Here is a 22,417-nt window from a genome sequence, read left to right as displayed (position 1 = left end):
CACCACCCCAAAAAACCCTCGGGCGGCCTCACCCCTCGGGGCCCCCCCCGCCCTTTCGTATGTCGAATCTAGGTTGCGTCGAAGTCCACGGGAGGACGTTCGCCGGCAGTGAGTGGCTTGTCCTTCGACAGCGTCTTCGGCTCCTGCACTCCGCTCTGCGGCTTCTTGTCGAAGTTGCCAGTGAAGATGGAGTCGTCACCGTCGAGGAGGTGCTGGGTGATCACAGCGCGCGGCGTCATTCCGCGCAGCTTGTTCAGATCTGCGAGTGGCTTACGCAGATCCTCGAAGTCGGTGCCTAGTTCTTCCTTGAGCTGATTGGAAGCGCCCGAAGCATATTCGCGCACCTGCCTCAGGGATTTCGTGACCCAGGAGACCGCACCAGGAAGCCGCTCAGGTCCCAAGATGACCAGAGCCGCTACGAGGAGGATCATGAACTCGCCCCAACCGATGTTGCCAAACACAGGGTCAGCCTACTGTGTGCTCGCTCGGTACGCGCATGTCCGGATCAACCTCACAGGAAGATCGCAGGGTCCGATCAGTCCGACGCCGGCGTGACCGAAATGTCGACCTGCCGTCCGTCGCGGATCAACTGAACATTGACAGGCTGATCGACGGTCGTCGCGTTGACCGCAACCACCAATTCGTCGGCACTTGTCACCGGTCGGTCACCGACCTTGACGATGACGTCACCCTCGACGATCCCCGCACGTTGCGCTGGGCTGCCGTCGCGGACGTTGGCCACGGCAGCGCCGCTGGTCGCGTCGTTGACTGCGGTGCGGGCATTCACGCCGATGTCGGGGTGATGAACCTTGCCGTCGCGGATGATGGTCTGCGCCACCTCGGTGACCGTGTCGATCGGAATCGCGAAGCCGAGCCCGACCGAACCACCGGACTCACTGAGCATTGCCGTGTTGATACCGATGACGCGGGCTTCGTCGTCGACGAGCGCCCCACCGGAGTTGCCGTGATTGATCGCCGCGTCGGTCTGGACGGCGTCGATAACGGCGTTGGTGTCGGTGCCTTCACCCGACAACCGCAGAGGCCGATTCAGCGCACTGACGATTCCGCGGGTGACGGTTTTGCTCAATCCGAGCGGTGAGCCGACGGCGACGACGTCGTCGCCCACCTGAACATCCTCGGATTTTCCGAGCTGAGCGACTGTCAGATTGTTGGCCGACACCTTGAGCACCGCGAGGTCTGTCTTGACGTCACGGCCGACGATCTGGGCGTCGGTCTTGGTTCCGTCGGAAAAGATCACCTGGATCTTCGCGTCCTGAGCGGGCGGTACGGCCGAGGAAATCACGTGGTTGTTGGTGACGATGTATCCCTCGCCCGAGATGACCACACCCGATCCCGTACTTCCCTGGTCACCGACGGCAACCTGAATCGACACCACGGAAGGCAGCACCGCGTCGGCGACCTTCGCCACCTGCGATTCCGGTTGTTCGCCGCCGCCGGATTGGACGAGCGTGACGCGTGAGCTGGTGAGTGAACTGCGATCGGCGGTGATGACCGTGGCGAGTAAGCCGCCGATGAGCGCGATGACGAGCGCCATCCCGGCGAGTGCGGCCAGCGCCGAGGGAGCGACCTTGCGACCGAACAACACCTCACGCACATCGAGCTTCCGGGCGGGCTGCAACTGCACCGGCGCCTCGGAGTCTGCGGGATTGCCCAGGGAGACGGCGGATTCCGGATCACGCCACGGATCGCTCGGCGGCTCTTCTTCGGGCGCGTTGTTGGTCGACGCCTCCGGATCGCGGCCGATCGACTCGGTGGCGTCTGCTGGTCGTCCGAATGCTTCGGCCAGCACCGGGTCCGGAGCGCCGATCACGACGTCGGAGGACGGGGTCGATCGCGCGGCCACCGGAGTGAACGAGCCTTCGACTCCACTCGGCCGACCGAACACCTGGCGCGAAGCCGGATCGATCTGGGGTCGATAGACCGGACGGGGGTCGAGAACCGGCGCATCTGCCGGTCTGTCCACCGAACCGTTTGCCGAAGAATCCGAGCTCACTCCGGAGTGCCCCCTTTTTCCGTCAGTCACATCGTCCAGTATCACTGATCCGCGCCGGGAAGCAGGCGCGCGGCGTCATTTGCGCCAGCGACGGGACAACCTCTTGCTGATGGTGGAGAAGCCCGCGGGCTGATTACCGACGGAACTGTCGGCGTTATCCGAATTGGGTCCGGTAGTCGGACTGTTGCACGAGGGAATCTGGCTGAGAAGTCCCACCAGGGACAACGGCATCGTCATCTCGCCGCTTCGACGCAGCGCACCACGCGCCTGCTGCTGAGCATCGACGGCTGCTGCGCACTCGGCGCAGATCGAGATGTGATGGGAGGCCCTCAGGTAGGCCTGCATTCGGAGCTCTCCGTCGACGTAGGCAGCGATTGCCTCGCTGGCCAGATGTTCGGTCGAACCGAACTGGCGATGTGCCCGCGCCTCCGTCATTCGTCCCTCCAGGTGATTGACCACGTCCCGCTCTGTAGCTCGAACCCGACCGTCAGAAACCGACGAGTTCGGATTCGGCCGCGCGCTGCGCTGCCAGATGATCGCGAATCGCCTGTCGCCCACGATGGATACGGCTACGAACCGTTCCGAGCTTCACTCCCAGTGTGGCACCGATTTCCTCGTACGACAGACCTTCGATGTCACAGAGCACAACAGCTGCACGAAATTCAGGTGCGAGCGAGTCCAGTGCGGCCTGCAGACCTGCGTCGAGGCGCGCGTCATGGTAGATCTGCTCGGGGTCGGGACCAGGTGAGGGAACGCGGTCGTAGTCCTCGGGCAGCGCTTCCATACGGATGCGGTTGCGTCGGCGAACCATGTCGAGGAACAGGTTGGTGGTGATGCGGTGCAACCAGCCCTCGAACGTTCCGGGCTGATAATCGGAGAGCGAGCGGAACACCCGGATGAAGGTGTCCTGCGTCAAGTCCTCGGCGTCCTGGGCATCGCCTGACAACCGGTAGGCCAGGCGGTACACCCGGTCACCGTGCTGACGCACGAGTTCGTCCCAAGACGGCATGGAGGACTTCTCACCAGTTGCATCGAACACAGCTGTGCCGATCAATTCGGAATCCACAGCCGATTCCGTCGTCAAAACTTCCGACTCTCGAGGGCGAGGCTCGTCGTTGACCTGGTAAATAAGTTGATCCTCCTGCTCGGGATCGCGTAGTTCGATCACCGCGTTGTCCGAATCACGTGATGCGCGATATTCGGGAGAACCAGCCGATGCTGTGATTTGTTCCCGATGACCGAGCTGCGAAAGATCAACTTGGTAGAAATCGATACCGCCGTGCGATCTTCGATCCGGCGATGTATACACCTTTTCTCATCGCGGTGTGCACGCCATATGAGGAGCCTGAGGGATTCCTGAGAATCCTGGTGACTGCGCGCCTTGCAGCGACAATCCGAACCGCCCGATAACCTCATGAGCGTGACCCACGCCGAACAGATACTCCGCCACGTCGAGGACGTAGTTTCCGAGGACGAGATTTTGACCGCGGCGCGAGATCGAGCGCTGGATCTCGGAGCCCATCCGGTGACGCCCGCTGTCGGCGCGACGCTCGCCATGTTCGCGAGAATGCTCGACGCGAAGACCGCCGTCGAGGTGGGCACCGGAGCCGGCGTGAGCAGCCTGTGGCTTCTGCACGGTATGCGCGACGATGGCGTCCTGACCACGATCGACAGCGAACCCGAACACCAGCGGGCGGCCAAGCTGACCTTCCGCGAAAGCGGGATCGCTCCGGCACGCACTCGCCTGATCAACGGACGCGCACTCGACGTCCTTCCCCGTCTCGCCGACGGCGGCTACGACCTGGTGTTCGTCGACTGCGCCGCGATCGACCACCCGCACTACGTCCGCGAAGGTGTCCGCCTGCTGCGCTCCGGCGGAGTCATCGTTCTGCACAACGCCCTCGCCGACGGCCGTGTTGCCGACAGCTCCGCTCGCGATGCGACGACTGTTGCGGTCCGAGAAGCAGCGAAGGCCGTAACCGAGGACGAGCGACTCATTCGAGTGCTCCTCCCCCTCGGCGACGGCCTCCTCTGCGCGAGCAAGCTCTAGATCCAGACGCCTTTCCCGATGGCGACGACGCCACCCTGACTGACAGCGAATCGTTCGCGGTCACGTTCGAGGTCGACGCCGATGATTTCGCCGTCACCGACCACGACGTTCTTGTCGAGGATCGCGCGCCGTACGACGGCACCCTTGCCGATGCGCACACCCGGCATCAGCACGCTGCCCTCGACGGTCGCGCCGTCCTCGATCATCACGTTGGAGCTGAGTACCGAATTGCGCACGGTCGCGGCAGAGAGGATCGACCCCGCACCGACCACCGATTCCTGCGCGAGTCCGCCCTTCACGAACTTGGCGGGCGCGAGGTTCTCGGTGGCGCCGCGGATGGGCCAGCGACGGTTGTAGAGATTGAAGATCGGATGCACGGACACGAGGTCCATGTGAGCGTCGTAGAAGGCGTCGAGGGTACCGACGTCGCGCCAGTAGCCACGGTCTCGATCGGTGGCGCCGGGAACGACGTTGTCCTTGAAGTCGTAGACCGACGCCTCACCTGCCGCGACCAAGGCAGGAATGATGTCGCCGCCCATGTCGTGGTCGGAGTCGGAGTTCTCCGAATCAGCGCGGATGGCGTCCACGAGCACCTTGGTGGTGAACACATAGTTACCCATGGACGCGAACGTCGAGTTGGGGTCGTCCGGTGTCCCGGGAGGATGGGCGGGCTTCTCGAGGAACTGGGTGATGCGTCCGGACTCGTCACTGTCGATGCAGCCGAAAGCAAAAGCCTCGCTTCGCGGTACACGAATTCCCGCGACCGTCACCCCCGCCCCGGATTCGATGTGATGCTGCACCATCTGTTCCGGATCCATCCGGTACACGTGGTCGGCACCGAAAACCACGATGTACTCGGGGTCCTCGTCGTAAACGAGATTGAGCGACTGCAGGATTGCGTCGGCGCTGCCGGTATACCAGCGCGGCCCGAGCCGCTGCTGGGCCGGGACCGGAGTGATGTACTCACCCGCGAAACCGGACAACCGCCACGTCTGCGAAATGTGGCGGTCCAGTGAATGTGACTTGTATTGCGTCAACACACAAATACGCAGATATCCCGCGTTGACAAGGTTGCTCAACACGAAGTCGATAAGTCGATATGCACCTCCGAAGGGCACTGCGGGCTTCGCTCTGTCCGCGGTCAGCGGATACAAGCGTTTGCCCTCGCCCCCGGCGAGCACGATTCCAAGCACATGCGGCTGGCTTCTCACACCGCTAACCTATCCGCACCGGTGAACTCCCGCTAGCGAAGCAGTCCGAGAGGTCCGATCGTGTCCCTCTCCGAACGGGCGGGGAAAGCGCGATCGGTAGCCGGATCGACCACGGGCGGTTAGGTTTAGCGCGTGCGAGTCGCGATGATGACCAAGGAATACCCGCCGGAGATCTACGGCGGCGCAGGAGTACACGTAACCGAGCTTGTCGCTCAGATGAAGCGGTTGTGCGAGGTCGACGTGCACTGCATGGGCGCCCCGCGCGAAGGCGCGATCGTCCACTCTCCCGACCCCGCACTTGCCGGATCCAACCCCGCCTTGACTACGCTCTCGACCGAACTGCGGATGGCGGACGCAGCGGCGGGCGTCGACATCGTCCACTCCCACACCTGGTACACCGGACTGGCCGGGCATCTCGCCTCGGCACTCTACGACGTACCGCACATCCTCACTGCCCACTCACTCGAGCCCAGACGCCCGTGGAAGGCCGAGCAGCTAGGTGGTGGCTATCGGATCTCGTCATGGTCCGAACGCAACGCCGTCGAGCACGCAGACGCGATCATCGCCGTCAGTTCCGGAATGCGACTCGACGTCCTCGACGCATATCCCGCCGTCGATCCGAGTCGTGTGCACGTGGTGCGCAACGGAATCGACACCGCGGTATGGCATCCCGGCGGATCTGCGCCGGGAGCGCCGTCCGCGCTCGCGTCGATCGGTGTCGATCCAGCCAAACCCGTCGTGGCCTTTGTCGGACGCATCACCAGGCAGAAGGGAGTTGGTCACCTCGTCGCGGCGGCACACCACTTCGACCCGGAGATTCAACTCGTGCTGTGCGCCGGCGCTCCCGATACACCGGAGATCGCCGCGGAGACGGAGAAGGCGGTGGCCGAACTCGCCAGGCATCGAGGCAACGTCTTCTGGGTACGCGAAATGCTCCCGACCGAACAGATCAGGGAAATACTTTCGGCAGCAACGGTATTCGTCTGCCCTTCGGTGTACGAGCCCCTCGGGATCGTCAATCTCGAGGCGATGGCGTGCGAGACCGCCGTGGTCGCTTCCGATGTCGGCGGCATCCCCGAGGTGGTCGGCGACGGCGTCACCGGGCGACTCGTGCATTACAACGCCTACGAGCCGAACGCATTCGAGGAGTCACTCGCGGCCACCGTCAATGCCGTTGTCGCCGACCGAGAGGGCGCCGAAGCGATGGGTCGGGCGGGCAGAATCCGTGCGATCGACGAGTTCTCCTGGGCCGAAATCGCCAAGCAGACACTCGAGGTCTACGCCGATGCCGTCACGAGACGCTGATCCAGGTCAGATTTTGCGGTAGGTCGAGATCGTCGCCGACGCGGTCACGGTGCTCGGCTGCGGCAGCTTCGCCACGGCGGCAGCAAGATCGGCGGGCGTCAGGTGTCTCGCCGACGGTCCCATACCCACCAGGTCGAGGATGTCCTGGCGGGACAGTGACATCGTGAACTCGACCTCGTCGCTGCTCACGCGGTCGAAGTAGCCGGCCATCGAGGATTCGAGGCGTTCCACTTTGCGATCGTCGACCCTGACCATCGCAAGGATGTCGATCAGCTCTCGCAGATGCCTGTCGGTGGGCGTCAACACCACCAGAACGCCGTCATCTGCGAGAACGCGATGGGACTGCGGACCGTTGCGCGGAGCGAACACACAGAGCACGTGAGACAACGCTCCGTCGCGAATCGGTAGTGGTTGCCAGACGTCTGCGACGATCGAGCCGATTCTTTCGTGGACCTTCGCAGCCCGCCGTGCCGCGAACTTGGACACGTCCAAGGCTATTGCGCGAGAATCAGGCAGAGAATCCACCACGTCCGCGAGGTATTGACCTGTGCCTGCACCGATTTCGACGATCCGCGCAGGATCCGACCCGGCCGTAGTCGAGCAGGCCCGGGAGACGGCATCCATCAGTGGGTCGAAATGGCCCGCGCCGAGCAGTCGTGCACGCGCCGCGATCATCTCGGCACTGTCGCCGGTGAACTTCGTGGCTCCGCCGCTGATCAGGCTCACGTAACCCTGGCGAGCCACGTCGAATCGATGTCCGCGGTCGCACTCGGCGGCGCCGTCCACCAACTCCAACTCGGCAGCGCACTGCGGGCAGGACAGAAGATCGATCACGGCGGCAAGCATTGATCCGTCCTTTCTGCTACCGGCGGTGCGCACACACTTCAGGCCCCGTACCGAAACGGATACGGATACGGAGCCTGCGTGCAATCACGTGCTGTTGTTCGTACTGCTACAACCTGGACCCGACTAGCTGGTGACGTTCGTGAGTTCCACACCGAGCGCTGCAGCTTCATCCGGGGTCAGCTCGACGACGAGGCGTCCGCCACCCTCGAGTGGAACCCGCATGACGATTCCTCGTCCCTCTTTGGTTGCTTCGAGGGGACCGTCCCCGGTCCGGGGCTTCATGGCCGCCATCCTCTGCTCCCTCCAGATCTGCGCTGCATTGCTCTGCGCCTCGACTAACGGTGCGCCCCGCCAACAATCAGCGAGGCTCGTACCCTCCATTGTTCCCTATGGATGCGGGAACCGGGAATCTGAGTCACATTTAGGGGTGTTCAGTCGACCGTCACACCTGCGTCGGAACCCAACAATCGGCCACGTGATCATCGACCATTCCGGTGGCCTGCATGAGCGCATAAGCCGTGGTAGGGCCCACAAACTTGAACCCACGTCGCTTGAGTTCCTTAGCCATGGCAGTCGACTCGGGAGTGACCGCCGGAACCTCTGCAATTGATGTCAGTCGTCTGGTGCGTCGAGGCGGCGAGAACGACCAGAGTAACGAATCGAGGTCCAGATCGGGTGAATTCACGAGCACTCGGGCGTTGGAAATCGTCGCTTCGATCTTCGCGCGATTGCGGACGATCGCGGCATCGGAGAGCAATCTCTCGACATCCGCAACTCCGTACGCTGCGACCTTGTCCGGATCGAACCCGTCGAAGGCTTCTCGGAAGGACTCGCGTTTGCGCAAAATCGTGATCCACGAAAGCCCTGATTGGAATGCCTCGAGAGCGAGCCGCTCGAACAGTTCGGCGCGCCCGTGCAGCGGACGCCCCCACTCCTCGTCGTGATAGTCGCGGTAAAGCGTGTCGCCGGGCGTCTCGACCACCCAGCCGCATCGAACCAGTCCGTCTGCCATCAGCCCTGAGGATCCTTCGACTCGGACTCGGACTCGGACGCGGTCTCAGGCTCCTCGTGCGACGCTTCGGCCACGGCGGGAGCATCCGCCTTCACCAGGACCTCAGACCGCTCGTCACGGCCCAGTTGTGCACGCAGAGAATCGATTTCCAACCCGAGGCGATGCAGAGCCCAATCGACTTCGCTCGCCTTGTAGCCACGCAGCACCTGCTGAAAACGCAGAGCGTCGACATCCGCTCCGGTGACGTCTTCCGCCGGGAGCACGGTTGCCGTCGTGCCAGGAGGCAGCGGCGGCAGCTCTTCCGAGCGCCCGAACACAGCGCTGGCGGCGAGGAAGATCATCGCGCCGACCAGTGCCATGACAATCAGGTACAGGAGGATCGTCATCATGGACCGATACTCCCATACCCGTGGGTAAGCGGTCAGACCCCCGCGGTGCGCACTATCGAATTCATCGGGGGTCGATCGACCAGCGATACCTCCGTGGTCTCGGGCACGAAAGAATCACCGTCGACCAGGAATTGGGTCAACCCGGCGCCCGAATCCTCGATCCCACACCGCCTGAGCATCGTTCCGATGATCTGCCGACTCATCACGCCGAGGTCGGCGAGTGGCCGGTTGCGATGCTTGCGCACACCCAGATTGACCTGACCGATCGCCGCCAGCCCCAACGTGTCGTACGTATCGAGCAGCAAGCCGATCTCGACACCGTAGCCCGGGGCAAACGGGACTGCGGAGAGCAGCTGTCGGGTGCCCGCGTATTCACCACCCAATGGTTGCAGAACCGACGTGAGTTCGGGCCGCAGCGCAGCCAACATGGGCCGCGCCACCAATTCAGTGACTCGCCCGCCGCCGTTGGCGTCCTCCGTGCCGCTCACGCGCAGCGGACGGCGGTAGTAACCCTTCACCAGATGGATGCCGTCAACGGTAAGCAGCGGACCCAGCAGTTTCGGCACGAACGCCGGATCGGGATTGATGAGGTCGGAGTCGACGAATGCGATCAGATCGCCGGTCGTCGCGGCGACCGAACGCCAGAGCACCTCACCTTTGCCCGCGGTCGGCGGGATGGACGGGACGGCGCTCTCACGACTGATCACCGTCGCTCCGGCCGCGCGAGCACGCTCGGCGGTACGGTCGCTCGAACCCGAATCGAGCACGATCAATTCGTCGACCAAGCCGCCGAGCAACGGGTGAATGGTGTCGACCACCGCAGCAACGGTGTCTTCTTCGTTGAGCGCGGGCAACACCACCGAGACGGTTCGGCCACCCTTTGCCCGTTCGAGTTCGGCCACCGTCCAACTCGGATGGTCCCAACTGTTGGCTTCTGCCCATACGCGGGTCGGGCCCGCACCGGTGATACTCATGCCAGACCTCGAACCGTACGTACCGGGGCGCGGCGTCCCTGGATCGCGGCCACCATGTCGACTACTCGACGGGTGGACGCCACCTCGTGAACACGGAACACCCGGGCGCCGCCCGCCGCGGCCATTGCTGTCGCTGCCAATGTTCCCTCCAACCTCTCGGAAAGCTCCACACCAAGAGTCTCCCCGATGAAGTCCTTATTGCTCAGCGCCATCAGCACTGGCCACCCGGTGTTTACAAGAACGTCCACTTTTCGCAACAACTCGAGCCCGTGGAAGGTGTTCTTGCCGAAGTCGTGGGTGGGATCGATCAGAATCGCGTCACGCGGAACACCGAGAGCCAGGGCGCGTTCTGCCGCCGACACCACCTCGGAGACCACATCTGCGACGACGTCGTCGTAGCGAACACGGTGCGGGCGGGTGCGCGGAACCGCGCCGCCCGTGTGCGAGCAGACGATGCCGGCGCCCGTCTCGGCGGCGACCACCACGAGTTCGGGATCCGCACCGGCCCACGTGTCGTTGATCAGGTCTGCGCCTTCGTCGCGCGCCAGCCGCGCGACACCACTGCGCCAGGTGTCGACGCTGATGATCAACTTGGGGTACTTGGCCCTGATCGCGGCGACGAACGGAACCACCCGCCTGACTTCCTCGTCGGCGTCGACGAGGTCACCCGGCCCGGCTTTCACTCCCCCGATGTCCACCAGATCGGCGCCCTCGTCGACGGCACGATCGACGGCAGCCATCGCCGCCGAGTCCGAGAACGTCGCGCCCTGGTCGTAGAAGGAATCGGGAGTGCGATTGACGATCGCCATCACCAATGCACGATCGACCGCGACCGGACGCCCACACAGGGTGGGCGCCGGACCTGGCTGCGCGGTAGAACCGGAGAGTGAAGACATGCCACTCATACTGGCATGACGGAACTCGGTCTAGCCCTTGGGTACCGAGCCTGCCGCGACCTTTCCGACGTATTCGTCGTACGAGTCCACGTAACCACCCTCGCGGCCTTCGAGAACGTGCAGAGTGTCGGCGCCGACGTCGTAACCCTCGTTCCGCAATTCCACCTTGCGCGACTTGAAAGTGCTGGTGTGTTCGAGTGAGTCGACGATGCGGATGAACAGCGGGACCGCGTAGTTGGGGAGCTTGCCGTAGAGATGAGCCGCGACTTCGCTGCCCTCGAAACTCTGACTGTCACGTAACTTCACCGCCGCCATGCCCGCGCGCCCGTCGGTACCAGGAATCTCGACGCCGTAGACAACTGCTTCCTCGACGGCCGGGTGCGAACTCAGCGCGCCCTCGACCTCCGTGGTGGCGACGTTCTCACCCTTCCAGCGGAAGGTGTCACCGAGTCGGTCGACAAAGGCGACGTGGCCCCATCCCTGCTTGCGCACCAGGTCTCCGGTGTCGAACCAGGTGTCGTCGTCCTTGAATCCGCCCCGTACCAGTTTGCTGTTGCTCGCCGCTTCGTCGGTGTAACCGTCGAAAGGCGCCCGGTCGGTGACCTTGGACAGGAGGAGTCCGACCTGACCCGTGGAAACCTTGCGGAGTCGACCGTCGGCTCCACGCAACGCTTTTCCGGTGTTCTCGTCGAACTCCACGACGGCGTGCGGCAACGGACAGATGCCTGCTGTCTTGTCGACGTTGAGTGCGTTGACGAACGCGATGTTGCATTCACTGGCACCGTAGAACTCGGCGACGCGGGGAATGCCGAAGCGCTGGGTGAATTCGGCCCAGATCTCAGGGCGCAGACCGTTGCCGACCATGAGCCGAACGGCGTTGTCACTGTCGGTCGGCTTGGCCGGCTGGTTGAGCAGATAGCGGCACAGCTCACCGATGTAGGTGAAGGCGGTCGCCTTGTTGACTGCGATGTCGTCCCAGAACCGGGAGGCTGAGAACTGACGTCCGATTGCGATGGTTGCACCGGACGCGAGCACCGAGGACAACGAGACCGTCAACGCGTTGTTGTGATAGAGCGGCAGGCAGCAGTACAGAGTGTCGGAGCCGCGCAAGCGCACGCCCATCAACCCGAGTCCGGACATCGACTTCAACCAGCGGAAGTGAGTCATCAAGCTGGCCTTGGGCATTCCGGTGGTGCCCGAGGTGAAGATGTAGAACGCTTTCTCCTTCGCCAGCACCTCGGCGGTCACCGCCGGGTTGGCCGGATCAGCCGTCTTCGCCAGATCCGAGAGTTCACTGACAAGAAGTTGATCGGGCCCGGCGAATCCGGCAGGCAACGATTCGAGGGCCTCTTCGCACTCGTCGGCGACCACCAGGACGCGAGCGTCGAGCAGCGTAAGGCTGTGTGCCAGAACGTCGTCGCGCTGGTTGTAGTTCAGCATGCCCGCTGCCGCACCGAGTTTGACGGCAGCGAGTGCGATCAACAGGGCTTCGGGAGTGTTCTTTGCCAGCACCCCGACGACGTCTCCGCGGTCGACTCCTCGGCCGCGGAGAACGTCCGCGTAGCGGTTCACCAGTTCGTTGGCCTCGGCATAACTGGTCGCGTGGCCTTCGAACCGGATGAACGGGCGCGACGGGTGAGCGTGCGCAGCCTTCTGGAAGATCAACCCGATCGATTCCTTGGCCGAAGGCTTGCGGGTGAGGCCGGCGGCCCCCCGCGCCAGGATCGGCACCTCGGTGATCATCGACGGCAGTTTTGCCGCCAGATCCAGCAGGCCGACGGTCGAACGGGCTTCCGAACTCATGGCTCCCCTAACACGTATCCGGCGCCCATTCGGCCGCCCAGTCTGCGGCCACCTTACTTCACGGTAATAAAGCCCGCCATGCCCCAGGTCAGGGTTTCACGCACGCGTCGAGTGCTGTCTCGACGTCCGTCCTCACCAGCAGGGTGTCCAGCGCCTGACGCCCGACGAAGCCGGTACCGTCGAGCTTGTTCAACCACTCGAGCAGGCCGGTGAAGTGCCCAACGGGATCGAGCATCACCACTGGTTTCTCGTGCATTCCGAGGTAGCCGGCGGTCCACGTTTCGAACAGCTCTTCCAGCGTCCCGATTCCGCCCGGCAGCGTGATGAACGCGTCGGCGTGATCTTCCATCAGCTTCTTGCGTTCGCGCATGGTGTCCGTGACGATCAGCTCGTCGGCATCGACGTCGGCAACTTCCTTGTGCACCAGGGCCTTCGGAATGACGCCGACGGTCCAAGCGCCCGCCGCGCGAGCGGACTCGGCGACCGCGCCCATCATCGAGACGTTGCCACCGCCCGAGACCAACTGCCATCCGCGTCGACCGATCGCGGTTCCCACCTCTGCCGCCAACGCCAGGAACGACTCGTCCACCGGCCCCGACGCGCAGTACACGCAGATCGAGTACTTCTTGTCGGAATCGGTCACCATTCTTCTTCTTTCCCCAGATCTGCGGCCTCGTCGACGCCCTTGTCTGCGTTGAGGACGATTCGTACTGCTTCTTCGACGCTGTCGGTGACGTGCAGCAGATTCACGTCACCCTCGGAAATCTTGCCGTCACGCTCGAGGGTCCCGCGAATCCAGTCGACGAGTCCGGACCAGTACTCGGTGCCGAAGAGGACGATCGGGAAGCGCGTGACTTTGTGGGTCTGCACCAGGGTGAGTGCTTCGAACAGCTCGTCGAGTGTTCCGAAGCCGCCGGGCAGGCAGATGAATGCCTGGGAGTACTTCACGAACATCGTCTTGCGTGCGAAGAAATACCGGAAGTTGATTCCGAGATCCACCCACTCGTTGAGTCCCTGCTCGAACGGCAACTCGATGCCGAGACCGATCGAATATCCGCCTGCTTCGCTGCAACCACGGTTGGCAGCTTCCATGACTCCCGGCCCACCACCGGTGATGACGGCGTACCCGGCTTCGGCCAAAGCGGTTCCCAGTTCACGGCCGGATTGGTACTCGGGATGATCGACCGTGGTGCGGGCCGAACCGAACACCGTCACCGCACGCGGGACCTCGGCGAGCGCGCCGAAACCTTCGATGAATTCGCTCTGGATACGCAACACACGCCACGGATCGGTGTGTACCCAATCCGTGGGTCCGCGCTTGTCGAGCAAGCGCTGATCCGTCGTGGTCTTCTCGTCCTTGCGCTTGCGTCGAAGCTGAACCGGCCCGCGGTGCTTGATCGACGAGCTCTGCTTCTTCGAAGCCGAATTCTTCTCTGGTGCCATGCGGCAAGGCTAACGGTCAGGCCGACAGATACTTCCTCAGCACGGCCGCGACGTCGGTGATCTGCTGCACCGGAACGTGCTCGTCGCGCTTGTGCGCGAGATTCGGATCACCCGGTCCGTAGTTCACGGCAGGAATGCCGAGCGCCGAGAACCTGGACACGTCGGTCCACCCGTACTTCGCACGGAACTGACCACCGGCCGCCTCGATCAGCGCGGCAGCGGACGGGTTCGCCAAGCCAGGCAGCGCGCCGGGCGAGGAGTCGGTGACCTCGAATCCGAGGCCCAGACCGTCGAACACTTCGCGCACGTGTGCCTCGGCTTGTACCTCGCTGCGATCGGGCGCGAATCGGAAGTTGACGTCCATCTCGGCTTCGTCCGGGACGACGTTTCCGGCGACACCGCCGGAAATCCGCACCGCCGACAAACCCTCGCGGTAGCCGCAACCGTCGATGTCGACCGAGCGCGGCTGGTAACTCGACAACCGCTCCAATGCACCCCCGAACTTGTGAATGGCGTTGTCCCCCAGCCAGGACCTGGCCGAATGTGCGCGAGTTCCCGACGCCGTCAACCGAACCCGCATCGTGCCCTGGCACCCGGCCTCGATGAAACCGGCCGTCGGCTCACCGAGAATCGCGACGTCGGCCGTGAGCCATTCCGGGATCTCGCGTTCGATTCTTCCCAGGCCGTTGTACGTCGCGGCGATCTCTTCGCAGTCGTAGAAGACCAAGGTCAGATCGTGGGCCAAGTTCTCGATGGTCGCAGCCAGATGTAGAAACACCGCGTCCCCCGACTTCATGTCGACAGTCCCGCATCCGTGCAGAATGTCGCCTTCGCGTCGCGAAGGAACATTGTCGGCGATCGGCACCGTATCCAGATGTCCGGCGAGCATGACGCGACTGGGCAAACCGCGCGACGTGCGCGCCAACACGGCGTTGCCGTTGCGGATGATCTCGAAGCCCGAAGTCTGCTCACGCAGCGCATCCTCGACGGCCTGCGCAATGACGGATTCGTCGTGCGAGACGCTGGGGATGTCGACCAGGGCGGCCGTCAAGTCGATGGGGTCCGAAGCAAGATCGAGGATGCTCACACGCACCAGCCTAGGCCGGTGCACCCACCACCCAGTAATCTCTAGTCCCGTGAGCGCACAGGGAGCAACAGCAGTAGGTATCGCCAACGTGACCGCGGACGGAACCGTCCTCGACACCTGGTTCCCGGCACCGGAGCTGGGAACATTCGACAAGACCGGTACCGAGAACGTCGAGGGAACAGACATTCCCTCCGATCTTGCCCTGCTGGCAGGCACTGACGACGCTCGCGAGGTCTCGCAGGTCGTCGTGCGCACCACCATCGCCGATCTCTCCAAGGCACCGGTCGACGCCCATGACGTCTACCTGCGCCTCCACCTCCTCTCGCACCGTCTCGTCGCGCCCCACGGCGTCAATCTCGACGGCCAGTTCGGCCTGCTCACCAACGTCGTGTGGACCAACTTCGGTCCGTGCGCCGTCGAGGGCTTCGAGCAGGTTCGCTCGCGTCTGCGCATCCGCGGAGTCGTCACCGTGTTCAGCGTCGACAAGTTCCCCCGCATGGTCGACTACGTCGTGCCGTCCGGAGTTCGCATCGGTGACGCGGACCGTGTCCGACTCGGCGCACACCTCGCCAGCGGAACGACCGTCATGCACGAGGGCTTCGTCAACTTCAACGCCGGCACCCTCGGCAACTCGATGGTCGAAGGCCGCATCTCCGCGGGCGTCGTCGTCGACGACGGATCCGACGTGGGTGGCGGCGCCTCGATCATGGGCACCCTCTCCGGCGGCGGCAAGGAAACCATCTCCCTCGGCAAGCGCTGCCTCCTCGGCGCCAACGCCGGCCTCGGCATCTCACTCGGCGACGACTGCGTCCTCGAAGCGGGCCTCTACGTCACCGCGGGCACCAAGGTCACCGGCCCGGACGGCACCGTCGTCAAAGCCAAGGAACTCAGCGGCAAGTCAAACCTTCTCTTCCGTCGTAACTCGGTCTCGGGTGCCGTCGAGGTCGTGCCGTGGAAGGGCACCGGCGTCGAACTGAACGCTGCTTTGCACGCCAACGACTGATGACCAGCACCGACGTCTCCGACGGAACAACCACTGCTCTCGGCCACGGTCTCAAGGTCCGCCATCTGACGATGATGGGCCTGGGCTCGGCCATCGGCGCCGGCCTGTTCCTCGGAACCGGCGTCGGTATCGCCAAGGCCGGCCCGGCCGTCCTGATCTCCTACATCCTTGCGGGCGCCGTCGTGGTGTTCGTGATGCGCATGCTCGGTGAGATGGGCGCGGCGATTCCGGCCAGCGGTTCCTTCTCGCACTACGCACGTCTGGGCATCGGCGAGTGGGCCGGCTTCGTGATGGGCTGGCTCTACTGGTTCATGCTCATCATGGTGCTGGGCGCCGAGATCACCGGCGCTTCTGCGATCGTGAACGACTGGGTGCCGTCGATCCCGCAATGGGTTGTCGCACTCGTCTTCGTGGTGTTCTTCGCCGTCGTGAACCTGGCCAAGGTCAGCAACTTCGGCGAGTTCGAGTTCTGGTTCGCGGCAATCAAAGTCACCGTCATCATCGCCTTCCTCGTCATCGGTGTCCTGCTGGTGTTCGGCATCCTGCCCGATACCGATCCGGTCGGTACGAGCAATCTGTTCGGGCAGGGCGGCTTCATGCCCAACGGGTTGTCCGGCATCGCCGCAGGCCTTCTCGTCGTGGCCTTCGCCTTCGGCGGGATCGAGATCGTCACCATCGCCGCAGCCGAATCCGAGAATCCGGAACGCTCCATCGCCGTCGCTGTCCGCAGCGTGGTGTGGCGCATCAGCGTCTTCTACATCGGCGCCATCTCGATCATGGTTCTGGTGCTGCCCTGGAACGACCCCGAACTCGAGAGCGGCCCGTTTGTGGCCGTCTTGAACAAGGCGAACATTCCGGGTGTTGCCGGGTTCATGGAACTCGTCGTAGTGGTGGCGTTGCTTTCCGCGTTCAACGCCAACATTTACGGCACCTCTCGTATGGCGTTCTCACTGTCGCGTCGCGGTGACGGGCCCGCTTTCATGGCGAAACTGTCGAGCACTGGAGTTCCGACCAATGCCGTTCTGCTGTCGGTGTTCTTCGGCTTCGTCAGCGTCCTGCTCAACTGGCTGCTCCCCGACGACCTGCTCGGCATCCTGCTCAACGCAGTCGGCGCCGCGCTGCTGGTCATCTGGATCTTCATCGTCGTCTCGCATCTGCGACTGCGTAAACAACTCGAAGCGTCGGGCAAGCTGACAGTTCGAATGTGGCTGTTCCCGTATTTGAGCTACGCGACACTCGCGATGCTCGGCGTGTTCGTCGTCCTCATGCTCTTCGACGCCGATGCCCGTGCACAGTTGATCTCGACCACCGTGCTGTTCCTCGTGATCGCGGCATTGGGCTTCCTGAACGCCCGCTGGCGTAAGCAGAATCAGCCCGCCTGATCTGCGTGCCTACGCATCTCGTCTGTTCACGACGACGATGCTGAGGCCGAAGACGACGAGCACGAAGAGGGCGAAGTAGATCAGGCTGCCCCAAGGTCCCCAGTGGAAGTCGACGCTACCGCCGGAACCGAGAAAGTTATTGGCGTTCATGAACGGCAGGAACGGCATGATCTTCTCGCCGATACTGCCGAACAGGTTGAACAGGTTCTCGATGAGCAGGGGCCACAACAGCAGTAGCGCGATCGCACCCGCAGACTGCCGGAGCAACGCCCCCACTCCGACTGCCAGAACCACGCAGAAGAACGCGTAGATCGGTGTTCCGTAGACGACCCGCCAGTTCTCGTCGCCGGACAGAGTAAGGAATGTTCCGGCGTCACCTGCTGTGGCCTTCGTCAGAGCGAAGGCACCGAACGACAATACGAGCGTCAATACCGCTCCGAAACCGCCGATGAGGCCGGCCTTGGCGATCAGCACCGAAGCGCGATTCGGAACTGCCTGAAACGTGGTTCGGATGGTCCCGAAGCGGTACTCGCTGGTGATCGCGAGCGCCGCCATGATCATCAGAACCAACACACCGAAGCCGGTCACTCCACTGAGCGCCCCCGAGACGGTCGGCAACATTGTGCCGTTCGAATTGCGGAGCGACGACTTGGCGCTGAGTCCGAAAACGGTAGCGAGCCCCAACCCGAGCACGATGATGATGATCGTGCACCACAGCGGCGACTTGGTCGTGGTGATCTTGATACGTTCAGCACTGAGAACAGCCATTACAGTGCACCTCCCATAGCCTGCTGTGTGTTTGCCTGGTGTGTGTTTGCCTGGTGTGTGTTTGCCTGGTGTGTGTTTGCCTGGTGTGCATTTGCTTGGTGGGCTCCAGCGCCCGGATCGATACCGGACGCGTGGTACTGGACATCGTCTCCGGTCAACTTCATGAACGCATCCTCGAGCGACCCCTGCTGAGACGCCAACTCGTACAACACGATTCCCTGCGAACCAGCCAAACCACCGATCACATCAGTGGTCGAATCCACCACCACCAATGCCGGCGCAACACCGGAACCGTCTTCACGCACCGTCAGCCCCTGCGAGAGCAACACACTGCGCAACGCATCGAGATGTGGGCTGCGCACGCGCACAGTCGACTCCGACGAACGATCCACGAACTCCGCGACCGTCGAATCCGAAATCAACCGACCCCGACCGATCACCACCAACTGCTCCGCCGTCAACGCCATCTCCGACAGGAGGTGACTCGACACCAGCACCGTGCGGCCCTCCGCCGCCAACCGCTGCATGAACTTACGAATCCAGACAATGCCCTCCGGATCGAGACCGTTGACCGGCTCGTCGAACAACAACACCTTCGGATCACCCAACAACGCACCCGCCAAACCCAGACGCTGCGACATACCGAGCGAGAACCCGCCGGCCTTCTTGCCCGCCACCTCGGACAACCCGACCAACCCGAGCACCTCGTCGACGCGGGACTTCGGGATCCCGTTCGAAGCGGCCATCCACTGCAGATGCGCCCGCGCACTGCGATTGGGGTGCACCCACTTCGCATCCAGCAACGCACCCACCGTCCGCAACGGCGTCTTGAGCTCCCGGTACGGCTTGCCGTCGATCAACGCCGCACCCGACGTCGGCTGATCCAAACCCAGGATCATCCGCATCGTCGTCGACTTACCCGCACCGTTCGGGCCCAGAAAGCCCGTCACGATGCCCGGCTTGACCGTGAACGACAAATCGTCCACCGCTTTCGTCGGTCCGTAAACCTTGGTCAATCCCCTCAGCTCGATCATGTGGACCAGTCAACCACGAAAACCGAACTGTCGGAACTTTCCGCAGTTCACAGAGAAAACCGTTGCGCAAGTTCGCTGTCGACGTTATTGTCGAATGTATGTTCGACACTACCGGGGGGTAAAAGTGACGACGCAAGCATCTGAACAGGCGATATCCAAACAGGCGATATCCGAAGAGACCATCGGACAATTCCGAGCATCACTCGTCAGCATGGATCGTTCCATCGACAACGCAGCACGCGTGGATCTTCTGCGCGCATTGGAAGAATTGAAGGCCAGTTGCGCTGGGGCCCAAGCGTTACTGGCTGCCGATCTCGACGCTTTCACCCGCAAGGACCGCGGCGAACGGGGAGTTCGGCGCTCATACCAGGGCCGCGGCATCAATGCGCAGATTGCACTCGCACGGAGGGAGTCTGCGTGGTTCGGAACTCAGCATCTGAACCTGGCCCGCACACTGAACGACGAGATGCCGCACACACTTCGACTACTCGTCGACGGCTCCATCAGTGAGCATCAGGCGACGATCCTCATGCGCGAGACTTCATGTCTCACCGCCCAGGATCGCGCTACATTGGATCGCGAGTTCTGCTGCGACGCTGCAATCTTGGACGGATGCGGCAACCATCAACTGACGGAAAGAATCCGTGCACGCACTGCCGAAATCGACGCCGACAGTGTCGCCAGACGAGCACGCAAAGCCGTGGGAAACAGACGAGTGACGGCGCGGCCTGCGCCCGACACGATGTGCTGGCTCAATGTGCTTCTTCCCGTTGCCGAAGGTATCGCCGTACATGCGACGCTCGGGCGCGATGCAGATTCCGTTCGTGCCGGCGGGGATGAGCGCACGCGAGCTCAGATCATGGCTGACCTCCTGGTCGAGCGTGTCACCGGAATCGGCCGCGCCACACCGGCACCCGTTACCGTGAACCTGGTTGTCTCGGATCAGTCACTGCTGGGCGACAGCACCGACCCTGCACACGTCCACGGGTACGGACCTGTACCAGCCGACATTGCACGCGAGTGGATCGCCAAGTCCAGCGAAGACTCCGAAACGATGGCAATGGTCCGAAAGATCTACGCATGCCCCGACACCGGCGCGATGACCGCGATGGAATCAACGGCGAGAACCTTCCCGAAGGGGTTGGCGCGATTGATCGAACTCCGTGATCGAAGCTGCCGCACTCCGTGGTGCGACGCGCCGGTTCGCCACCGCGACCACATTCGCGATCACAACAAGGGTGGACCTACCAGTGCAGCCAACGGCGCAGGATTGTGCGCGGCATGCAATTACGCCAAGCAGGGCTTGGACTGGTTTGCCGAACCTGCACCAGGCAATCGGCACACCTTCACCACGACGACACCTACCGGGCACCGATATTCGTCTGCGGCTCCGCCACTTCCGATACCGTGGGCCGGTCCCGATGCGGCCTAAGTTCCTCGGTGAGCCAGTGCATTCACGAACACCTCGGAAATTTCCGAGGGATCGCGAGCGATGTACGTCGAGCCGCCCGTCACGCGGGAGATGTCGGCGAGCGCCGCAGCATCAGCGTCGTCGGTTATGCCGATGGTGACGATGATGACCGGTCTAGCCGGATCCTGCTCGCGTGCAAGTACATCGAGCAGCTGCTCACGGCTGATGCTGTCAGGGTCTTCGTTGGCACCGTCGGTCAAGATGATGACGCTGTTGACAGCTCTCGGATCGTACGATTCCTGAACCTTTCGGAAGGCGGCCAAAGTCGTGTCGTACAAACCTGTGGCGCCACGCTTGAGTTCGGTGAGCCGGTTCGCCTGATCCGCCATCAACTTTCGTTGAGTCACGCCGTCGACAATGGTGTCGTAGCGCCTGATCGGCACCAATTCCTGAAAGTCCTGGGTTCCGTTCATACCTTGGGAGAACGCCCACAGACCGGCAGCGACGCTGTCCGGGAAGACCTGATTGCCGGCAAGGGCAGCAGCAGTGGTCAACTGCATGCGCGTCTTGCCGCCGGCTGCCGGATAGTCCATCGAAGCCGACACGTCGATCGCGACCAGCGTTCGGATCGGCTTGGCCATCAACGCCCAAGCACCCAGTGTCTGATCGGCCACCGATTGTTCGGACACGGTCAGTGCCGTGACGTCACCGACGCCACCTTCGACGGCTCCACCACCGGAAGTACGGAAACCGTTGCGTGTCAGAACTTCCTGTGCAGATTCACTGTGCAACAAGTCGGCGATGGCGTCACTCTTCTTGGCTGCGGCGTAGTGCCGATCCGGTGCCGAAGCACTCACCACCAAGGGGTAATCCATGACCATGGTTCCCGTCGCCGGCACTGTCGCGGAAATCTTCGACTCGGCTTTCGTGAACTCGACTACCTGCTGCTCGGTCGAAACACCGACCTTCCCGGAGCTGACCAATTCGGTGAGCATCTTCTGTCCTACCGGCTGATCTTCGGTACGAACACTCTCGGCTTGGGCATGGGGTACGAGTGCCGCTCGAACCGATTCGGAAGTGGCGCCGGTCTCCGCGAGAGCTCCGAGAATGGGCGCCGATGCAACTCCGGTGAACAACGGATTGCCCAGCGCAAGATCGGGGACCTGTAGCGCGGTGAGCCAACTGGCAAACTGTTCGCCACCGCCGGAGGCAAGAACAACAGGCGAGGTGGCGATCGAACCTCCCGCGGCAGCCACCGGCCCCTTGGCCGTCAATGCAGCTTTGCCGACCCACGCTGTCGAATCCGGGATCCACATGTCCGGAGCGTCCACGCCCTTACCCAAAGTCCCCGCAACGTCGCCGGGCAGCGCAGAGGTGACCGTGATCCGCGAGCAGCCCGTCTGCTCCGGCGACGATTCTGCGAGGATCTCCGTGACCGCAGGCGCGATCGCAGGATCTGCTGCCAGCGAGTACTCGTCGACGCTCCCGCAGGAATCGGACTGTGTTGCCTTGAAGACCACCACCCCGGTGGCGACTACCGCGACGGCAACCAACCCACCCACTGCGTAGAACCCGATCGACCGCCCGCTGTCAGGACTCGAATGCCGTCCGCCCGCCATGAAATCTGCCCTTCCGAGGCCACTCGCACTGGGGCATACCGACGGCATGCGTGCGACTGGAGCTATCCCTACCGGGCGGTAGTGTAGCCAAGAACACAGAAATTCCAACTAGCACTGAATCATCCAAGAACCAGCGAGCCCACATTCCGGGACAGGTTGACTGAATTCAC

The 22,417-nt window shown here is 63.0% G+C and carries 23 protein-coding genes; 5 read left to right on the top strand and 18 right to left on the bottom strand.

Translation table 11 applies throughout. The features are described from left to right. Window positions 1-68 precede the first annotated feature (68 nt). The 4 genes from tatB to sigE all read right to left on the bottom strand — a co-directional run bounded on the left by tatB (window position 69) and on the right by sigE (window position 3,098). The gene (gene tatB / locus ACFWAD_RS28185) at window positions 69-461 is read right to left on the bottom strand and encodes a Sec-independent protein translocase protein TatB (RefSeq protein WP_003945177.1); all 393 of its coding nucleotides are present in this window, start codon (window positions 459-461) and stop codon (window positions 69-71) included. Window positions 462-535: 74 nt separating this feature from the next. Beyond that, complete coding sequence (locus tag ACFWAD_RS28180) at window positions 536-2,014, bottom strand: S1C family serine protease (RefSeq protein ID WP_378549827.1); 1,479 nt, start codon at window positions 2,012-2,014, stop codon at window positions 536-538. A 75-nt stretch (window positions 2,015-2,089) separates the two neighbouring features. Then, entirely contained in the window at window positions 2,090-2,449 is a 360-nt protein-coding gene (locus tag ACFWAD_RS28175; RefSeq protein WP_378549824.1) for an RNA polymerase subunit sigma-70, read from the bottom strand. Window positions 2,450-2,501: 52 nt separating this feature from the next. Further along, window positions 2,502-3,098, bottom strand: coding sequence for an RNA polymerase sigma factor SigE (sigE, locus tag ACFWAD_RS28170; protein WP_029255812.1), 597 nt, complete (start codon window positions 3,096-3,098; stop codon window positions 2,502-2,504). A gap of 330 nt (window positions 3,099-3,428) precedes the next feature. Here sigE and ACFWAD_RS28165 point away from each other — a divergent pair, with 330 nt between their 5' ends. Further along, window positions 3,429-4,064 carry an O-methyltransferase gene (locus ACFWAD_RS28165; protein ID WP_007736091.1) on the top strand — a complete coding sequence of 212 codons (636 nt, stop codon included), beginning with the start codon at window positions 3,429-3,431 and terminating at the stop codon, window positions 4,062-4,064. Here ACFWAD_RS28165 and glgC read toward each other — a convergent pair. Further along, window positions 4,061-5,275 (bottom strand): glucose-1-phosphate adenylyltransferase, encoded by a 1,215-nt coding sequence (gene glgC, locus ACFWAD_RS28160; RefSeq protein ID WP_003945185.1) that lies wholly within the window; start codon window positions 5,273-5,275, stop codon window positions 4,061-4,063. The genes ACFWAD_RS28165 and glgC overlap by 4 nt on opposite strands. Before the next feature lie 132 nt (window positions 5,276-5,407). On the opposite strand from glgC, the gene glgA reads away from it, so the two are divergent. Beyond that, complete coding sequence (gene glgA, locus ACFWAD_RS28155; protein ID WP_378549821.1) at window positions 5,408-6,580, top strand: glycogen synthase; 1,173 nt, start codon at window positions 5,408-5,410, stop codon at window positions 6,578-6,580. Window positions 6,581-6,586: 6 nt separating this feature from the next. Here glgA and ACFWAD_RS28150 read toward each other — a convergent pair whose 3' ends face one another. From ACFWAD_RS28150 to dapE, 10 genes are all read right to left on the bottom strand, one after another. Beyond that, window positions 6,587-7,426 (bottom strand): putative RNA methyltransferase, encoded by an 840-nt coding sequence (locus ACFWAD_RS28150; RefSeq protein ID WP_378549818.1) that lies wholly within the window; start codon window positions 7,424-7,426, stop codon window positions 6,587-6,589. A gap of 123 nt (window positions 7,427-7,549) precedes the next feature. After that, the gene (locus ACFWAD_RS28145) at window positions 7,550-7,717 is read right to left on the bottom strand and encodes a DUF3117 domain-containing protein (RefSeq protein ID WP_003945169.1); all 168 of its coding nucleotides are present in this window, start codon (window positions 7,715-7,717) and stop codon (window positions 7,550-7,552) included. Between the two features lie 151 nt (window positions 7,718-7,868). Then, the gene (locus tag ACFWAD_RS28140) at window positions 7,869-8,438 is read right to left on the bottom strand and encodes a DNA-3-methyladenine glycosylase I (protein ID WP_378549815.1); all 570 of its coding nucleotides are present in this window, start codon (window positions 8,436-8,438) and stop codon (window positions 7,869-7,871) included. Next, entirely contained in the window at window positions 8,438-8,827 is a 390-nt protein-coding gene (locus tag ACFWAD_RS28135; protein WP_378549812.1) for a DivIVA domain-containing protein, read from the bottom strand. Before ACFWAD_RS28135 ends, ACFWAD_RS28140 begins: the two co-directional genes overlap by 1 nt. A 32-nt stretch (window positions 8,828-8,859) precedes the next feature. After that, window positions 8,860-9,801 carry a glucosyl-3-phosphoglycerate synthase gene (locus tag ACFWAD_RS28130; RefSeq protein WP_378549810.1) on the bottom strand — a complete coding sequence of 314 codons (942 nt, stop codon included), beginning with the start codon at window positions 9,799-9,801 and terminating at the stop codon, window positions 8,860-8,862. Continuing rightward, complete coding sequence (gene folP, locus ACFWAD_RS28125; protein WP_378549807.1) at window positions 9,798-10,697, bottom strand: dihydropteroate synthase; 900 nt, start codon at window positions 10,695-10,697, stop codon at window positions 9,798-9,800. Before folP ends, ACFWAD_RS28130 begins: the two co-directional genes overlap by 4 nt. Before the next feature lie 30 nt (window positions 10,698-10,727). Then, window positions 10,728-12,500: a long-chain-acyl-CoA synthetase gene (locus ACFWAD_RS28120; protein WP_378549804.1), complete on the bottom strand. Its 1,773-nt coding sequence runs from the start codon at window positions 12,498-12,500 to the stop codon at window positions 10,728-10,730. An 88-nt stretch (window positions 12,501-12,588) separates the two neighbouring features. Then, entirely contained in the window at window positions 12,589-13,146 is a 558-nt protein-coding gene (locus ACFWAD_RS28115; protein ID WP_378549801.1) for a TIGR00730 family Rossman fold protein, read from the bottom strand. Beyond that, window positions 13,140-13,943 (bottom strand): TIGR00730 family Rossman fold protein, encoded by an 804-nt coding sequence (locus ACFWAD_RS28110; protein WP_003945176.1) that lies wholly within the window; start codon window positions 13,941-13,943, stop codon window positions 13,140-13,142. Before ACFWAD_RS28110 ends, ACFWAD_RS28115 begins: the two co-directional genes overlap by 7 nt. A 16-nt stretch (window positions 13,944-13,959) precedes the next feature. After that, window positions 13,960-15,030: a succinyl-diaminopimelate desuccinylase gene (gene dapE / locus ACFWAD_RS28105; protein ID WP_378539208.1), complete on the bottom strand. Its 1,071-nt coding sequence runs from the start codon at window positions 15,028-15,030 to the stop codon at window positions 13,960-13,962. Between the two features lie 49 nt (window positions 15,031-15,079). Between dapE and dapD the strand changes: the two genes are divergently transcribed. Together dapD and ACFWAD_RS28095 are read left to right on the top strand one after the other, a co-directional pair. Next, complete coding sequence (gene dapD, locus ACFWAD_RS28100) at window positions 15,080-16,033, top strand: 2,3,4,5-tetrahydropyridine-2,6-dicarboxylate N-succinyltransferase (protein ID WP_378549798.1); 954 nt, start codon at window positions 15,080-15,082, stop codon at window positions 16,031-16,033. Next, on the top strand, window positions 16,033-17,415 hold the full coding sequence (locus ACFWAD_RS28095) for an amino acid permease (RefSeq protein WP_378539209.1): 1,383 nt from the start codon (window positions 16,033-16,035) through the stop codon (window positions 17,413-17,415). The genes dapD and ACFWAD_RS28095 overlap by 1 nt, the downstream gene beginning before the upstream one ends. Window positions 17,416-17,424: 9 nt before the next feature. Here ACFWAD_RS28095 and ACFWAD_RS28090 read toward each other — a convergent pair whose 3' ends face one another. Then, the gene (locus tag ACFWAD_RS28090) at window positions 17,425-18,183 is read right to left on the bottom strand and encodes an ABC transporter permease (protein WP_378549795.1); all 759 of its coding nucleotides are present in this window, start codon (window positions 18,181-18,183) and stop codon (window positions 17,425-17,427) included. Next, window positions 18,183-19,217: an ABC transporter ATP-binding protein gene (locus ACFWAD_RS28085; RefSeq protein WP_378549792.1), complete on the bottom strand. Its 1,035-nt coding sequence runs from the start codon at window positions 19,215-19,217 to the stop codon at window positions 18,183-18,185. The genes ACFWAD_RS28090 and ACFWAD_RS28085 overlap by 1 nt, the downstream gene beginning before the upstream one ends. A gap of 124 nt (window positions 19,218-19,341) precedes the next feature. On the opposite strand from ACFWAD_RS28085, the gene ACFWAD_RS28080 reads away from it, so the two are divergent. Further along, window positions 19,342-20,649, top strand: coding sequence for a DUF222 domain-containing protein (locus ACFWAD_RS28080; protein WP_378549789.1), 1,308 nt, complete (start codon window positions 19,342-19,344; stop codon window positions 20,647-20,649). Here ACFWAD_RS28080 and ACFWAD_RS28075 read toward each other — a convergent pair. Then, a complete protein-coding gene (locus ACFWAD_RS28075) occupies window positions 20,646-22,247 on the bottom strand; it encodes a substrate-binding domain-containing protein (RefSeq protein ID WP_378549786.1) in 1,602 nt (533 codons plus the stop codon). The genes ACFWAD_RS28080 and ACFWAD_RS28075 overlap by 4 nt on opposite strands. Window positions 22,248-22,417: the final 170 nt, after the last annotated feature.

It is taken from the genome of Rhodococcus sp. NPDC059969 (assembly GCF_042738325.1).
Taxonomy (GTDB): Bacteria; Actinomycetota; Actinomycetes; order Mycobacteriales; family Mycobacteriaceae; genus Rhodococcus_F.
Note: the sequence above shows the minus strand (reverse complement) of the source record. Positions and strands in the feature narration are given on the sequence as shown.

Excerpts from the sequence above, each read along its gene's own strand:
- ACFWAD_RS28175 (WP_378549824.1), bottom strand. The coding sequence starts at position 2,449 with ATGACGGAGGCGCGGGCACATCGCCAGTTCGGTTCGACCGAACATCTG.
- ACFWAD_RS28165 (WP_007736091.1), top strand. The coding sequence starts at position 3,429 with ATGAGCGTGACCCACGCCGAACAGATACTCCGCCACGTCGAGGACGTA.
- ACFWAD_RS28150 (WP_378549818.1), bottom strand. The coding sequence starts at position 7,426 with ATGCTTGCCGCCGTGATCGATCTTCTGTCCTGCCCGCAGTGCGCTGCC.
- ACFWAD_RS28145 (WP_003945169.1), bottom strand. The coding sequence starts at position 7,717 with ATGGCGGCCATGAAGCCCCGGACCGGGGACGGTCCCCTCGAAGCAACC.
- ACFWAD_RS28140 (WP_378549815.1), bottom strand. The coding sequence starts at position 8,438 with ATGGCAGACGGACTGGTTCGATGCGGCTGGGTGGTCGAGACGCCCGGC.
- ACFWAD_RS28135 (WP_378549812.1), bottom strand. The coding sequence starts at position 8,827 with ATGATGACGATCCTCCTGTACCTGATTGTCATGGCACTGGTCGGCGCG.
- ACFWAD_RS28130 (WP_378549810.1), bottom strand. The coding sequence starts at position 9,801 with ATGAGTATCACCGGTGCGGGCCCGACCCGCGTATGGGCAGAAGCCAAC.
- folP (WP_378549807.1), bottom strand. The coding sequence starts at position 10,697 with ATGTCTTCACTCTCCGGTTCTACCGCGCAGCCAGGTCCGGCGCCCACC.
- ACFWAD_RS28120 (WP_378549804.1), bottom strand. The coding sequence starts at position 12,500 with ATGAGTTCGGAAGCCCGTTCGACCGTCGGCCTGCTGGATCTGGCGGCA.
- ACFWAD_RS28115 (WP_378549801.1), bottom strand. The coding sequence starts at position 13,146 with ATGGTGACCGATTCCGACAAGAAGTACTCGATCTGCGTGTACTGCGCG.
- ACFWAD_RS28110 (WP_003945176.1), bottom strand. The coding sequence starts at position 13,943 with ATGGCACCAGAGAAGAATTCGGCTTCGAAGAAGCAGAGCTCGTCGATC.
- ACFWAD_RS28095 (WP_378539209.1), top strand. The coding sequence starts at position 16,033 with ATGACCAGCACCGACGTCTCCGACGGAACAACCACTGCTCTCGGCCAC.
- ACFWAD_RS28090 (WP_378549795.1), bottom strand. The coding sequence starts at position 18,183 with ATGGCTGTTCTCAGTGCTGAACGTATCAAGATCACCACGACCAAGTCG.
- ACFWAD_RS28085 (WP_378549792.1), bottom strand. The coding sequence starts at position 19,217 with ATGATCGAGCTGAGGGGATTGACCAAGGTTTACGGACCGACGAAAGCG.
- ACFWAD_RS28075 (WP_378549786.1), bottom strand. The coding sequence starts at position 22,247 with ATGGCGGGCGGACGGCATTCGAGTCCTGACAGCGGGCGGTCGATCGGG.